This window comes from Granulicella aggregans, from assembly GCF_014203275.1.
Taxonomy (GTDB): domain Bacteria; phylum Acidobacteriota; class Terriglobia; order Terriglobales; family Acidobacteriaceae; genus Edaphobacter.
The window spans coordinates 756,158-771,718 of sequence record NZ_JACHIP010000003.1; the positions used below are offsets into that span (position 1 = coordinate 756,158).

Below are 15,561 nucleotides of genomic sequence, written 5' to 3' on the forward strand. Positions count from 1 at the left end.
GCATGGGCTATAGAAGAGCAGTTGACTCATATCAATGAAGATTCCCTATGCATCGCGTTTCGCCCCGAGTCCGCTCACTTGGCATCTTGCCCGCTAGCTCTACGGGACTAGTCTCATACGCAACAAGAGCTCGCGAAAGCGAGGATCGCGTCGGATTACATCGTGCCGCGGATCTGCATTGAAGATGGCCATGTAGTAGCAGCGCTCATCAAGGGCCCGGCCGTACCAGTGGAAGGCCTCATTGAGTTTGCCAAGCGCCCGATAGTCCTCGGCGACATGATAGGAGTTGCAAGGTTGACCGACCTGGGAGAGCAAGAGATGGAGGTGGGCCTCGTGAAATCCTGACCACCCTTCCTTCTCGTAAGCGGAACGTAAGGGCTCGGCTTGTTTCGCTGACATAAGAGCCTCGACCTGTCTAAGTCCGGCATAGGTCGACTGATCGTACTTACCCTCCGCTTCATATAGGTTGGCCACCCAGCCTTGAACAAGGCCGAGTTGGTCCGGCGCGATTTCAGCGGCTCTGGCTAGCGCCGACAGTGCTTCGTCGTAGTGCCTGCCCAAATAGAGTGTCGCTCCCAGGTGTCGGTTTGCGAAAAATGATAGCGGATCCAGGTCCACCGCTCGTCGCATGTGGGCTATGGCGTCTTCCGTGCGAACTCTAGATGTTAAGTAGATCGCATAGCGGATCTCGGCAAGAGAGTTGCCGGGGCTGAGCTCGATCCCGCGGCGAAGGTTTGAATCTGCAGCCGTCCAGTCCCACAGGAAGATCGTATCGATTGTCCCTAATGCCGTATAACCCTCTCCGTAATTGGGGTTCAACTCGATTGCTCGTTTGGCCGCGACGATCGCATCCGGCATGACCTCGCCCACAGGAACTCCGTCCACCTCATTCATCGTAATAAGCGCTTCGGCTAGTCCCGCATGTGCGGCAGCATATTTAGGATCGTTGGCAATGGCATCCCGGAAATAAGCTGCTGCTCTTTTGCCCTCTCTCCTGTCTACGAAATAGCGGCCTCGTAGGTAGGCGTCATATGCTTTGGGATCGACCAGCTTCGGGCCCGTAAGTTGGTCCTGGCCCGGCGGAGCGAGAGCAGTCTTCGTCTGCGATGCGACTTGTCGCGCAACATCGTCCTGAAGCGACAACACATCGCTTAGTCGCCCCTCGAAGCTCTGTGCCCACAAGTGCGTATCATCCCGAGTGTCAATAAGTTGCGCTGTGATCCTCACTCGGTCGTTCGCTCTTACCACCGAACCTTCGATGATGGCGTCCACATGAAGTTCCTGGGCAATCTGTCGCAGCGGTTTATGACTTGCCTTGTCTTGCATGACTGACGTGCGCGAGACGACGCGAAGATCGTGGATCTTTGCCAGCTCTGTGATCAATTGGTCGGTCATCCCGTCCACGAAGTACTCCTGGTTGGGATCTCCCGAGAGGTTCTCTAAGGGGAGAACGGCGAGAGACCGGATCGGTTCGACTGCCCTGCCGTGCTCGTAGAGCAACCAGCCCGAGGCAGCAAGAACTAGAGTCAGCAAACACGCGAGAATCGATCCTCTCAAGGCTAAATGCCGACTTGCAGATCCCGCGATCGGCACTTGATCGGCTGTTGCCGTAGCTTCCGACCCGATTGCGGCACCTATTTCGCGGGGATCCGTTGCGACTAGATTAAGCGGTACGCCGGAGTCCTTCGCCACATCGCGCACCGTGAAGGTAGCAGCATAGCTGCCCTTAGGAATCTCGATATAAAGCCGATCGTCTTGACCCTCCTCTGCGTAGTACTCCCGCAGGCGAGTTCGCAATCGGCCTGCCTCTACTCTGACTGTGGCATCAACCGCCGAGTCATAGTCAGTTCCCCTTTCAAAGACATCAACTGCTATTGCGAACTCTTTGGGGGCGGAGTTGGCCAGCGAATTCTCGATTACATAGCGGAGAAAGGCCTGGCTGCGGCTGGCCGCCGAAAATACTTTAGACCTGACGATTCGTTCGACTTGTTCGTTGGCAAGGAGTGGATCGATTTGCGCGAGTTCCGTATTCATAGCGGTAGCTGCAAGTGACTGAAAGAGCGTGCAAGCACACGTAACTTACGTCAAGAAACTTCCGGACCGGGCTTAGAACTACGACATTGTTGCTTGGGTGCCGGGAAACGGCTTCCGTCAAGAGAGGATTCTCAAATGCAAAAACGTTCCGCACTCGTCCTAGCCATCACCTGTTTTACAGGCTTCGCAAGTATAGTACCGGCAACCTCCCGAGCGCAGCTCTCCTCGAACGTCCAGACTTATGCATCCGGCTTAAACGGACCGCGAGGTCTCAAGTTCGACCCCGATGGACAACTCTACGTCGCCGAAGCAGGAACCGGCGGCACAACCTCCACCAAGGGACAATGCGCCCAGGTCATTCCCCCTATTGGACCGTATACCGGGGGAATGACTTCGAGAATTTCAAAGATCACGCGAGAGGGAAAACGAGAGACCGTCGCCTCCGGATTTCCTTCCAGTGTGGACAGTAATACCCCGTCTGATATCAGCGGGGTCGGAGACCTGGCATTCCTGGACGGCAGGCTGTATGCCGTACTCTCCGGCGCCGGATGCTCACATGGCAGCTCAGTCCCCAACGCCATCGTCCGAGTCGACAACGAAACCGGCAAGTGGAAGGTTATTGCCGACCTTAGTTCTTTCCTGAAGGCTCACCAAGCAAAGTATGAAAACGCTGCGGACTTTGAGCCAGACGGAATCTTTTATAGCCTCGTCGCTCATCGGGACCGCCTTTACACGGTCGAGCCAAACCATGGACAGGTCTTTTCCATTACTCCTGAGGGTAAGATTCGAGAGGAGATCGATATATCAGAAGCCGAAGGGCATATTGTTCCGACTGCAATCGCAGAGCGAAATGGTGACTTTTTCGTTGGCAACCTCGGCCTCTTTCCGATCACTCCCAACTCGTCGAAAATTCTGACCCTTACGCGTAACTGGTTCCACGATCCGGCACCGGGTCTCGACCCGTCGCCCGAATTGCAGAAGCTGAAGGTCGCAGGGTCACGGGCGGGCTTCACGACGATTGTCGGCGTGGACTTCGGACCAGACGGCCTCCTCTACGTCCTTGAGTTCTCACCGGAGGCTGGCTATCCGACTCCCGGCACCGGGAAGGTGGTTCGCCTGAAGCGAGACGGTGAGATTGAAGAGGTCGCTACAGGTCTAACTGTGCCGACAGCCATGACGTTTGGCCCGGATGGTCACCTCTACGTGTCGAATCTCGGAGCTGCAGCTCCAGGAGCAGGTGAAATCGTCCGCATATCAATCTACTAACAGACAGCGCTGAGTGAAGTCGCGAATGCGGGCTCTACTTAGAGTGCTTCGTCAACCATCGTCCCGCTGATATGTTGCTCAAATTCGAGCGCGTGCCGCTTCCGTAAATCAGGAAAGGAACTCTGGGCTATTAGCGTTCCGATCTGTAGCGGTTGAGAGCCAATGCTAAAGGCGGCGGCATCATTGCTGTTGTCTGGTTGCTCCAGAATAATTTGTATCCCCGGAGCATATGTCCATGACCCACACTCGCTTATCACGTTGTGATGAGCGAGTGTGGGTCGGACTCCAGGGGCGTATTATCGCACCGGCTATTCGGCAGTAAAACAGGACCAACTCAGTGATTCCCCCAGTTATCTCACCGAATGGTCACAACAAGAGGCAGAGACAAAGAGGATGTATCGTTTTGATCCCCTGAGTATTGAGCAGTGAGGTGATAAGTTCCAGCCTTCGCTGCTGAGGAGAATACCGTAATAGTTGCCGTGCCTCCGGAGAGAGTGCCTGAGCCGACCACGGCTGTACCCAAAGCCAGAGTTATTTTTCCTGTCGCCGTGCCTGGCAGGTTCGGCCGGATTACCACAACCTTATATTCCCCGGATGACCCCGCATTGATGGCGGCAGGTCCGGTAAGTGTTGCGATGGTCTCTGCCCTGTTGAGTTGGATCGTCTGCGTTGCACTGACAGGCTCGTTATAGTTATCACCGCTATAAGTCGCTGTGATCTGGTATGTTCCAGCCGGTGCTGTGGCGAAGTTCGCCAGTAGACTTGCCACGCCCTTGGTTACGGTGGTGCTTCCAAAGTTGATCGTGGGGCTCTTGAACGTCACCGTACCAGTTGGGGCCGGCGCTCCCGTGTTAGTCAGGTGAACGGTGAAGGTAGAGTCAAGGCCTTGAATCGTCGTTGCCGGGGATGCCACGAAGGAAGCCTTCGGGAGTACCCTCAGATCGACCAGATCATTTGTGGAGGTAGAGCCGTAGAAAGTGTTTGTCCCTGCGTAACTTACGTATCCCTTATAAAGTCCTGGCGCAACACCACTCGTCGGTATAAAGAATGTCGCGGTTCCGTTCGAAAGGGCAGCTTTCGAAAGCGTTTGGCCATTGACGACCAGGCTTACACTTCCATTTGGCGCATTGGTGCCGACATGCGCCGTAACCTTCGCGCTGATCTTCGCTGTCTGGCCCTGTTCGACCGACGATGCTGTGACTACCGCTGTGGTCGTGGGCACCCTGCTTACATGGACCTTCGCCGTCGCCGACTCTACGCCGCCGCAGGTGAAGGAGTAGGTGACGTCGCCGCTGCCCACTGGCGTCACGTTTTGTTCGCCCGCGATGCTGCGAAGCCCAGCCGATCCGTTACCGCCAAATGTGCCGTCGGTGCTGCGAGCCATACAAACGGCGGCGTTATTGCTGAATGCATTGTTGACCGACCAGTCAATGGATAGCGGCACACCTACGTATGCTGACGTCGTGCTCGTTGTAAGCGAGATCGCAGGTGGAAGACCCGTATTCAGGGCGTAGAGAATGCCGGAAGCAAAGGGGCTGGTGTATGTAGCTCCGTACAGGTTGCCGTCCTGGCCCTCCATAACGCCGCCTAGTGGGCTAACGGCGAAGTCATCGTAGGGATTTTCAAAGCTGTAGATTCTGTTTGCATCTCCGAAGGTGTCCATTTGAAGAGTCGTTCCGCCCGGATTGGAGCCACCATAGGAGGGCGTGATGTACATATATCCATCGCCCGCAATCATGGGCCGTCCGAGATCGACATCGCCGCCTTCGACAAAAGGCGTCGGATATAAAGATTGTCCCAAAGCAGCGAGCGGTGTCAGCGTGGAGTCTGCTCCATTTGGCGTGATGCGGAAGAACGCACCCTGAACGCCGAGGGCGCCACCACAGCATGACGTCCCGTAGAGGTTTCCATCCTGGGCTTCTACAAGGTCCGCAGAAGGTGCAGACCCGTCAAGGCCAAGATAGAAGTCTGTAAAGCTATAGAAAGACTTGAATCCCGTGCCATCTGTGTTGATCACGAAGGCTGTTCCCCATCCGAGTGTGCCTCCATACGCCGCCGTTCCATAAAGACGCCCGTCGCTGGCAAGGACAAGGCCGCCCGTTGCTCCCGCGCCGTCAACTTCACCGGTGAAGGAATAGAGCGTGTTGAACTTATTTGTCGCGTAGCTCCAGCTCCAGATGCTGCCATCCCCGTGGGCGCCGTCGGCGAAGGTCGTTCCATACAGCGTTCCGTTTCCATCATCAATCAGATCACCATACGGTGTTCCACCATGCTGAAAGCGGTAGAGAGTGGTGAACGCCCCGGTCGCGATGTTGTACCGGAAGATGGAACCACCAAAGACCGGGCTGGCGACAGGGCCGGAAGCAATGGTTGTTCCATAGAGATAACCGTCTGTCGCCTGAATCAAGCCACTGAGCGGGAGCTCGCCATCCTTATTGCAGTCCAGGCTGTAGAGAGTGAGATAGGCCTGGGTCGCCGGATCATAGCTGAAGATAGTTCCGCAGCCGTTCTTGCCGCCTGCGGTCGTGGTGCTGTACAGCCTGCCGTCGCTCGCAAAAATTACGGGAGCATCAGGGCCCTGCCCGTCCGTCGCGGATGTCGGGACATCGAAGGTATGGAGCACCAACGGACCGACCCCGGACGAGATCTGTAGCGTTGGCTGACTCGATGCGGCAGCGGCTTGCGTCCTAACGGCGCTGGCAGCGCCCGAAGTCGATTGCTGGCGGTTCGCTCCAGGAACCAACGCCCTCGCACCCTGGGCAAGCTTTGCCTTCACGGAGTCCTGCGATGGGGCGTGCGACTGGGCGCGCAACGGCAGCGCAGCAGCAAGAAGGGCAATCATCAAGACCGGAACCTGCTTCATATCGTTCACAACTCCTTGAACCTTTGGAGGGTCATCGCGCGGGCGGCTTAAGTTTCAGTCGCCCGCGTGTGGCCCGCTTATTTTTTGGTTACGGTGATGGCCGATGCCAGGGAGGACGATGCGGCGTCTTGCGCGTCTCCGAGGTAGACAGCGTTCAGCGCGTAAGACCCGACAGGGATTCCGGCCGAGGAGGCGGTAATGATCGCCTTGCCGTTGGAGAGCACCGCACTGCCGAGCACCTCCCCGGCATAGAGCAGCTGAACAGTGCCGGTAGGCACGCCCGGCAGATTCGGCTTCGTCACCGCGACCGTCGCGGAGATCGGCGTTCCCGATACGATGGTGGTCGGGATGACGAGTGTCGTGGCTGTCGAGTCTTTCGCAATGGTCGCCGTCTGGGTCGCTGAAGCCGAGGCATCATTGGCGTCCCCACCGTACGTCGCTGTGACGGTGAAGTTGCCTGCCACATAAGGCGTCGTGTCCACCGTGAGCGATGCCGAGCCAGAAGAGAGCGGAACGCTGCCAATCGTCTTTCCGGCAACTGAGAAGGCGACGGTGCCACTAAGTGGTGCGCCGCCATTGCTCACCGAAACCGTAAATGTAGCGGGCAGACCATCAACAATCGTTGTCGGACTAATAGCAAACTTCACTGCGGGCGTGGCCTTCGTAATCGTGATCTTATCGACGCCTGATTCCGAGTCCCCATAGGTCTGGTTGCCTTCGTACTTCACCTGAAAGCTGTAAGCCGCCGCACTCAGTCCGGAGGTTGCGAAGGGGATGCGTGCCACACCGCCGGCGACCGCCGCCGAGCCGACGACCTTGCCGCCCACGAGCACTTCGGCCGTTCCCGAGACGCTTCCGGACGGAGAGGTGACCGAGGCCACGATGGTCCCCGTCCGGCCATAGAGAAGAGTGGACGGTGCGGAGGTAATCGTTGTCGTCGTCACGAAGACGGGCGCAACCTTGACAGAAGCGAGAGCCGTTTGCGAGCCGCCGCATGTGAGACTGTAGAGGATCGTGCCCGCTCTTGCCGGTGTCACCTTCGTCGATCCACTGATCGGCTTCAACCCTTTGAAGCTGCCATCGGAGCTCGAAGCAAAGCAGAGTTTGGCTGAAGTGCTGAACGCGTTGGTTACGGACCACGTGAGTTGTACCGCCTGGTCCTCGTCGAGATCGACGGTGCTTGCCCTCAAGGTCATTGCAGGTGCGATACCAGCTTTGATCTCGTAGATGTCGCCGTTCTGGTTCGCACCGCCAGCGGTCGTGCCGCCCCACAGGTTGCCGCCCTGATCTTCGAGGACCGCAGCCGCGGGAGACGCGGATGTATCGACTGCTCCCGGAACGCCAAAGTCATGCACGTCCGAATACGCGCCGGCGGTCGAGAACGACATCAACTGCCCGTAACCGGCCGGTCCGCCCGACTGAGCGACTACGTAGAGCTTCCCGTCACCACCAAGCGTCGGAGCGCTATGCTGTGGCTGAACGCCCTGACCGGCGTTCAGGTTGAAGGCGTAAACCTTTTCGTAGGTCGGCTCCGTAGCATTGGGCACGATCTTGTACAGGGTGCCGCAGCCACTCGTGCTGTTGATTGCTGAGCAGTCATTGCCGCCGTAGAGAGTCGTACTGTACAAGGAGCCGTCGGCTGCTTGTACGAAGCCCTGAACAGGAGAGTAGCCGTCGGTCTCACTTGATCCAAAATTGTGGATCGCCTTGAAGCCGGTGCCATCGATATTGATCGACCAGGCTATGCCGTCGCCAAAGCCGGTGCCGGTATGGTCTGTCGGTCCGCCAAAGCGCGAGGTGCCATAGATCCTCCCGTCGCTTGCGATAACTATTCCCGCCCATGGACGAGTCCCATCGGCACCGTTGTTAAAGTCGTAGATGTCGGTATAAGTATTCGTCTTGTAGTTCCAGGAGAAGATGTTGCCAAAGCTATTGATACCGTCGTACGACGTCGTGCCATAGAGATTTCCCTTGCCGTCATCAACCAGCTGACTATAAGAATCGCCACCGTTCGCAAAGCTATAGAGCGTCGTGAAGACACCGGACCTCAGGTTGTACTGAAAGATCGTCCCGTTGTAGTGCTCGCCTCCAGCGTCGGTTACCCCGTAGAGGTTGCCGTCCGAAGCCTCCATCAAGGACGTGACCACCGTCGCGCCATCTGGCGAGAAGCCGAAGCTATGAATATTTGTGTAGGTACCGGATGGCGCCTGCTTGAACAGGACGCCGTAGTAAGGGGGATAAAGCGACCCGCCGCTTACGGTAGCGCCGTAGTAGTTTCCATCGCTGGCGAGCATCAGGCTGTTGGAAGAGCCAGCGCCGTCCGGGGCACAGCTTCCGCCGCAGTGATAGGCACCCTCGAAGGAGTAAACATCTACGATGGGGGGCTGGGTGGACGCGGCGGTTGCGAGCTCCGGGTTGATCTGAGTCGCTGCCATCGGCAACGAAGAGGCGGCCAAAGTGGTAGCGAGAGTGGCTTGTAGCAGTCGGCGAATCATAATCATTCAAACTCCCAAATACTGCGGTACTTCGGATGTAGTGTGTGCCGGTTCCTGGGCGCGCCCCACCGCCTAGGAGGCGGCGGGGGCGGCAACGGTCAGGGAGAGGGTCCTGGTGGATGGCTGGTTCGTAGCATCGCCGCTATAGTTCACGACCACGCTGTACTTGCCGGGAGCTAAACCTGTTGTGCTGACAGAGAGCGCTGCGCTGCCCGAACCCAGGCTTACCGCACCCAGCGTCTTTGCGCCCAAGAGGAAGGTGACCGTGCCCGTGGGCGTGATCGTCGAACAGCAGGCATGGCTAACCGTTGCCGTGATCAGCGTGGACGTGCCCTCAGCGACTGGGTTGGCGCTCGCCTTCAAGGTAACCTCTGTCTCAGCCCTGGTCACAACAACGGTCAGCACCTGAGAAGTCGACTCGGAATCCGTGCTGTCCCCCGAATACTTCGCGATCACTTGATAAGTCCCGGCGATAACCCCGGTCAACTCTTGCTCGTAAACAGCCTTGCCCGTGGGGTCCAGGGTCACGGCACCTTGAGAGCTCAGCAGCAAGCCCGCCGAAGTGAACTGTACCTTTCCTGTAGGGATTCCGTTATATCCCGCTGGACGCTTCACCGTTGCCACCAGGGTCACCATGCCACCCGTGACGACGGAACTGGAGCCGCTGGCTACAGTTGTCGTCGCTGCTGGTGTAATCACCAAGTTTGTTGCCGCCGAAGTCGAGGAGGCATAGGTGGGCGAGCCGCTGTATACCGCAATCACCGGATGAGTGCCTGCGAGAAGCCTGGTCGGATAGATGGTGATTGAGCATGCACTCGACCCATTGAGTGTGCAGACTCCCTGCGAGACTCCGCTGATGGTAAAGGTCACCGTGCCGGAGGGCGTTCCCGAAGCGCTTGAGACCTTCGTCGCCAGCACAACATTCGACGAACCCGCCGCAAACGTCGAGGGCGACACCGTCAAAGCTGTCGTGTTTGCAACCGTTCCCGCCTTGACGACCCGGAGCGTGACCTGATTGTTCGAGGTGCCGTAATTCTCATTGTTCGCATTGTAGGTTGCGGTCACCGTATAGGCACCAACCCCAAGCGATGCTGTAGAAGCGGCATACGTCGCCACCTCTGTGCAAGATCCACCGGTTGAGCATCCGGCGGTAGGTTCAAGCGTCACCGTCGACAGCACAGTGCCTCCGATTGCGAAGGTCACTGTGCCCGTAGGATAGGTGCCCGTACCAGTGACGGTTGCCGTCAAGGTAATGCTCGTGGGGCCGTGAGAGTAAACATAGGAGGAAACGCTTTCGGTGAGACCGACCGTCGCCTTGAAAGGAGATGCAGCGCCGTATGCCTTTGCGAAGCCCTGGGCAAGATTCCACGCGTTGACCGAACCGATGCCCGTCGCGAAGTCCCAGCCGACGTTGGTGCCATAGGTCTTCTGATAGCTGGTTGCGGAGAGCGAACCTACACCAATCGGGAAACCACTAGGCGCATTGATATTGGTATCGTTCATGATTCCGAAGCAGTTGAACGATACGGTCGCGTTCGGATAATAGGTGCAGGGCGTATTGATATCGCCAAGCGTGATGTCATGGAAGATGCAGCCGCTGGTGCCGTTCGTTCCAGCGGACGAGTTGCAGGCTGCGCTTCCTGTCGAACCGTATTCCGTATTCGCCAGCGAATAGTAAAGGTAGTTCGGATTGCCGGCGACTTCCTTCGTGTAGTCGTTGATGAGCGTTTGAATGCCCGCCATCATCGGAGCAGACGCCGAGGTTCCGCCTTCACCAACCCAGGTATCAGGAGTTCCAGTGCAGGGTTGAGTGCCGTCCTGACCCTCTGCCGGATTCGAGGCACACAGCACGATGTAGTGCCCCCAGATGCCGTTCGAAGCGAAGAGCGAGACGTCCGGAATATCGCGCACAGAGTCGTTCGGATTGCCAAAGACTCTTTGCCAAGACGGCTTCGGCTGTCCCTTGCAGGTTCCGTTCGCTATGCCACTGTCGTCGGGCGTGCCGCTGTAGCAACTGCTCGGGCCACCGCTGGCCGCCACGACATCGATGAATTCGAGCGAACCGCTCGGCGTAAATGTCGCCGCCAGCGCGCTTTCGCAGAATCCGTTTGCCCCGTAGGTGCTCGGGTAACCCAGGTAGCCGGAGATCAGCTCACTTGCGCAGGTATCGTTCCAGGGAATCTCCGGGATGTAGCTCTTCGCCGATGAGAAGTCCGAAGCGTTGAACGAGTTCCAGTAGGTCGAGCGGGTGTGGCTGTAGGTGTCGGAGAAGTCCGTTCCACCGACAGCGACGTTGTAGGGCGTGGTAGCAAATCCACTTGTGCCAGTGCCGAAGTACGAGACATCATTCCCGTCATCGCAGGATCGCGCACCGTCATCTCCGCTTGAGACGAAGATCGATACTCCGCGGGCGGCGCCGTGCTGGTAGGCATAAGAGTAGGCAGCGTTGTTCGCTGCGCCATTACCGACTTCGCAGAAGCCGTAGCTGATGCTCAGCACGGGAGCCGCGATCTTTTCCGCGGAAACGAGGTTCTCGACCGCGATCAAACCTCCGAATGTGCTGTACCCGTCCTGACATGCTTCCACGACCACGTTTGCACCCGGAGCCATGGCAGAGGCGTACTCGATGTCCAGTGCCACCTCGATGTCCGTTCCGTCGCTGTAGTCGCCCGGCTGACCGCAGAAGATCGGCCCTGCTGGAAACGAAGTCGTCTGCTTGCCACCATACTTCGCCAGGTCGAATGTATTCATGAAGGTCGTCCAGTCCGCCGACGTACCTGTCCCGCTGGGATCGTAGGCGGTCTCGTCCTCGATCAGGCCGATGGTCTGGCCCTTCCCCGTGTGCCCAGCAGCCAGCAAAGGCGTCGTGTTGTAGATTGTCTGCGCGTCCCCAGGGGTGAACAGATAGGCTGTGCTGTCGCCTTCCGGGGCGGTGTAGTCCGCACTCATGCCGAGGCGCGACGCCGTTTTCTGGGCTTCTGTTGCGACAACTTTGCTGCGCTTCGTATGGGTCGGGCGTGGCTTGAAGTCGCTCAGCGACGTGGGTCCGACCACCACGCTCGCAAGCGAGGCGGGGATCTGCGGATCGGACATATTGGCGACATGCTTTTCGCCGTTGCGCAGCTCCAGCCGGTGGATGTCGGTGTGGAAGGCCTCCCGAACCATGGCGGCGGTACCGGAAAAATCCACAACCATGCCGTCGGGCGTTATCCCCCCCACAGTGAAGCCGTGCCCTGCCAGCCACGACGTGACCCTGACCAGATCGTCGTGATTCACGCCATACTGTTCATCGAACTCCTGCTCAGAGAGCCACGAATGATAAGTCGGGCTCCCGGGCTTGTTCATCGCTTCCATCGCCTTCTGAAGAGCCGTCTCCTGCTCTGGCGAGCGCTTCAGCTGCAACAGCATGTGGGGCATCGAAAAGTTCGCAGCCACCGCTCCGCGGTCGTTCGTCAGATCCCGGGTAGCGCGATGCGTATTGCCTGCCAGTGTCACCAAAACGCGGTCATCGACCGGGTTGGTCACGCGTGCGCGTGCGGAGAGAGAACCTGGCACAACGGCTGCCGGAAGGTAGCTGGATATTGCGAAAAGAGTGGCGATGACGACTTTCTTCATGACTCCCATTTCCTGAAAACCTTGTCCTACGGTATTAGTGCCGATTTTTAGCGCATGGAACGGCGCGACCATGGCGTGTCGAACGCCAGACATGGGGCGGATGAAGATGCCTTCGAATAAGCGGGATCAGAGGATTTAAGAACTCTGTAAAATGAATAAATCTTCCATGAAATTTAGGACAGCCCTCATTCGTAGTCGCCTGATCCCCTCTTTCGAGGGGATCTACGGGAGAGGTTGGCTCGGAATTCTTACCCTAGCAGCTCTTGTATCCGGCAATTCTGCGGGAATGGCACAAGTTGCGAGTCCAGCGGCGAGCTCCAGCGCAGGCGATATTCGCAACCTTTATCACTCCACCTGGACCGCGCGTGAGGGAACTCCCGTAGGCATCTGGAGAATTGCCCAGTCAGCGGACGGGTTCCTGTGGATCGCAACGAACTCTGGGCTCTATCGCTTCGACGGGGTGCAGTTCACCAAGTTCCGTTCGGCCGACGGAGTCAATCTCTTGTCGGAAAATCTCGTCACCCTTTACGGTCCACATTCGGGCGGTCTCTGGGTCGGCTATCAATTTGGAGGCGTCAGCTTCATCAAGGATGGGAAGGTTACGAACTACCCGGCTGAAGGGATCTTTGGTTCCACCCCGGCAGGGTTTCTCGAGCTCAAAGATGGATCACTCTGGACGGGCACCGGGCAAGGCATGGCTCGTTTCGTCGATGGCCATTGGCAGAAGATGGGGCCAGAGTGGGGGTTTCATGGGCGATCTGTCTTCCGCCCTTTTCTCGATGCTTCCGGGACAATTTGGGCCTACAACGGCAAGACCATGCAGTATCTGCCTGCAGGCGAACATAGGTTCCACGACACGCTGATCGAGGGCAAGCTGTGGGGTCTGTGGGCGGATCGCCCCGACCGGACATGGCTCGCCAGTGAAAATGACCTCGTCGAGCTTGTTCGAGGGCAGAGCGGAAACTGGTCGCTCTTTCCCACGCACGCAAACTTTTCTCCTGGATTGGCTGCCGAGGCACCCGATGGGAGCTTCTGGATGGGCTCCGACCAATCCGGGGTCTTCCGCCTTCCCACGTCACTTCCCTCCCCCGGCGTTCCGATCGATCGAAGACTATTCCAGAACTTCGCCGCGAAAGATGGACTTACCGCTGACCTGAGCATCCAGGTCATTCGCGACCGTGAAGGAAGCATGTGGGTCGCCACCGAAAAGGGGTTGGATCAGTTCCGGCCAGCAGCGTTGTCGTCAATTGCAATGCCCACCGCCACCAACGGGATCGCCCTGGCTCAGGATAAAGACGGTCTGCTGATCGGGGTAAAGAACATCCATGGCCCCTCTCTTTTTCGTCTGAAGGACGACGCGCTAGTGCCGATTCCGAACAGCCCCGAAGGCATCACCAGCCTCTATGCCGACGCCGCAAGTGGCGTCTGGATTGGAGTTACCGGCCAGTTATGGCATCTCGTGGACGGCCGGTTTGTGAAGATCCCCATGCCGGAGGATGGCAGTGGTCTGCCGCTCGAGATCCAGAGCATGACCACGGACGCGAAGCACATCCTATGGGCCAGCATTCTGGGTCATGGAACCTTCGAGCTAATCGATGGACAATGGATCAAATTCAAAGCCCCGGACCAAGACCATTTTGCCGTATTGAGCATGTTCTGCGACCATGAGGGCCGGATCTGGCAGGGCTTCATACGTAACAAGATCGCCGTCGTCGCGGGCAACACCACCAACACGCTCGGTCCAAACGACGGCGTGACCGCAGGAAATATTCTTGCGATCGTCGAACACGGAGACCATGTCTGGCTTGGCGGAACCGAGGGCCTTTCCTACTATCGGAACGGCAAGGTTCATTCCATCCTCAGCAGCGGTGAAAATTCGATCCAAGGGGTCAATGGAATCGTCGAGAACGCCGACGGTAGCCTATGGTTGAACCAGTCGACCGGCGTTATTTCTATTCCAGCAGACGAACTCGCACGTTCATTTTCCGACCCGCACCACCGGGTGTCCCTCAGGTTCTACAACTATCTCGACGGCCTGACGAGCGCTCCTGTGCAGCTTCGGCCACTACCTTCTGCGCTTGGAACAAACGATGGCCGTATCTTCTTCGCAGGCCGGCACCAGTTGACCTGGATCAACCCAGCGAAGATCGCAAGGAATGGAATCGCACCGGCGGTCTTCGTGGACGAGGTCGTTGCCGACGGCCGCGAATACCTTTCGCCTTCGAGCGTCAGGTTGGATAGAGGCGCCGAGAATCTCCGTTTCGACTATACCGCTCCAAGCCTCCTAATTCCGCAACGCGTTCGCTTCCGCTACAAGCTGGAAGGTTTTGACAAGGCCTGGCAGGATGCGGGGACGCGGCGGCAGGCGTTTTACGCAAAAATCCCCCCCGGCCACTACACGTTTCGTGTGATGGCAAGCAACAACGACGAAGTCTGGAGCCCGGCAGGTGCAGCGATCGCCTTCTACCTTCCTCCTACCTTCCTGCAAAGTTGGTACTTCACGGCCCTTGTGGTCCTGCTTACCGCCGGTGCGCTTAGCCTGCTCTACAAACTCCGGCTGCGCCACGCAACCAACCAGGTTCGCGCCCGCCTCGTAGAACGCCTCCGGGAGCGGGAGCGCATCGCTCAAGATCTTCACGACACCTTCTTCCAATCCATTCAGGTTTTGCTTCTGCGCTTTTCGACAATCACGAAGCAGCTGCCACAAGGCGAGCCTGCACGTCGTTCCTACGAGAATGCGCTCAAGCACTCCGAGCAAGTGATAACCGAAGGCAGAGAGTTGCTGGTCGAACTCCGTTCCGAACCTGTGGAAAGTACACCACTCCCTTTATTGCTCAAGGAGATGATCGAGGATCTCCGTCCAGCGACGGAGGCTCGCCTCACGATCGCCGTCGCGGGATCCTCACGTAATCTGAACTCTGCCGCCAGCGCCGAGGCTAGGAAGATTGCGCAGGAGGCACTAGCCAACGCGATCCGCCACGCGGGAGCTTCTCGCATCGACGTACTCCTTGAATTCAATGAATCTGACCTCCGTCTTGTGGTGCGTGATAACGGCTGCGGCATTCCATCAAAGGTGCTTTCCAGCGGCTATCGCGACGGCCATTTGGGAATGCCCGGCATGCGGGAACGCGCTAGACAGATCGGTGCTCGCCTGGAAGCGGGGCCCGGCGCAGTGAACGGAACCATTGTGGAGTTGCATGTTCCAGCGACCACGATCTACGCGACAGATAGTTTCCCTGATAAACAAACTTCAACTCTCTCTTTTTGGACCTTACTGAAGTTCTGAGT

The 15,561-nt window shown here is 57.8% G+C and carries 6 protein-coding genes; 2 read left to right on the top strand and 4 right to left on the bottom strand.

Translation table 11 applies throughout. The features are described from left to right. Window positions 1-99 precede the first annotated feature (99 nt). Window positions 100-2,034: a hypothetical protein gene (locus HDF16_RS13390; protein ID WP_184217278.1), complete on the bottom strand. Its 1,935-nt coding sequence runs from the start codon at window positions 2,032-2,034 to the stop codon at window positions 100-102. 135 nt (window positions 2,035-2,169) lie between these two features. Between HDF16_RS13390 and HDF16_RS13395 the strand changes: the two genes are divergently transcribed. Next, a complete protein-coding gene (locus tag HDF16_RS13395; protein ID WP_184217280.1) occupies window positions 2,170-3,300 on the top strand; it encodes a ScyD/ScyE family protein in 1,131 nt (376 codons plus the stop codon). 355 nt (window positions 3,301-3,655) lie between these two features. On the opposite strand, the gene HDF16_RS13400 is transcribed toward HDF16_RS13395, so the two are convergent. The 3 genes from HDF16_RS13400 to HDF16_RS13410 all read right to left on the bottom strand — a co-directional run bounded on the left by HDF16_RS13400 (window position 3,656) and on the right by HDF16_RS13410 (window position 12,273). Then, entirely contained in the window at window positions 3,656-6,163 is a 2,508-nt protein-coding gene (locus HDF16_RS13400; protein ID WP_184217282.1) for a choice-of-anchor tandem repeat GloVer-containing protein, read from the bottom strand. Window positions 6,164-6,240: 77 nt separating this feature from the next. Further along, complete coding sequence (locus HDF16_RS13405; RefSeq protein WP_184217284.1) at window positions 6,241-8,664, bottom strand: choice-of-anchor tandem repeat GloVer-containing protein; 2,424 nt, start codon at window positions 8,662-8,664, stop codon at window positions 6,241-6,243. A 66-nt stretch (window positions 8,665-8,730) separates the two neighbouring features. After that, on the bottom strand, window positions 8,731-12,273 hold the full coding sequence (locus HDF16_RS13410) for an Ig-like domain repeat protein (protein WP_184217286.1): 3,543 nt from the start codon (window positions 12,271-12,273) through the stop codon (window positions 8,731-8,733). A gap of 286 nt (window positions 12,274-12,559) precedes the next feature. On the opposite strand from HDF16_RS13410, the gene HDF16_RS13415 reads away from it, so the two are divergent. Next, a complete protein-coding gene (locus HDF16_RS13415; protein ID WP_184217288.1) occupies window positions 12,560-15,559 on the top strand; it encodes a sensor histidine kinase in 3,000 nt (999 codons plus the stop codon). Window positions 15,560-15,561 lie beyond the last annotated feature (2 nt).

Excerpts from the sequence above, each read along its gene's own strand:
- HDF16_RS13410 (WP_184217286.1), bottom strand. The coding sequence starts at position 12,273 with ATGAAGAAAGTCGTCATCGCCACTCTTTTCGCAATATCCAGCTACCTT.
- HDF16_RS13390 (WP_184217278.1), bottom strand. The coding sequence starts at position 2,034 with ATGAATACGGAACTCGCGCAAATCGATCCACTCCTTGCCAACGAACAA.
- HDF16_RS13395 (WP_184217280.1), top strand. The coding sequence starts at position 2,170 with ATGCAAAAACGTTCCGCACTCGTCCTAGCCATCACCTGTTTTACAGGC.
- HDF16_RS13405 (WP_184217284.1), bottom strand. The coding sequence starts at position 8,664 with ATGATTATGATTCGCCGACTGCTACAAGCCACTCTCGCTACCACTTTG.
- HDF16_RS13415 (WP_184217288.1), top strand. The coding sequence starts at position 12,560 with ATGGCACAAGTTGCGAGTCCAGCGGCGAGCTCCAGCGCAGGCGATATT.
- HDF16_RS13400 (WP_184217282.1), bottom strand. The coding sequence starts at position 6,163 with ATGAAGCAGGTTCCGGTCTTGATGATTGCCCTTCTTGCTGCTGCGCTG.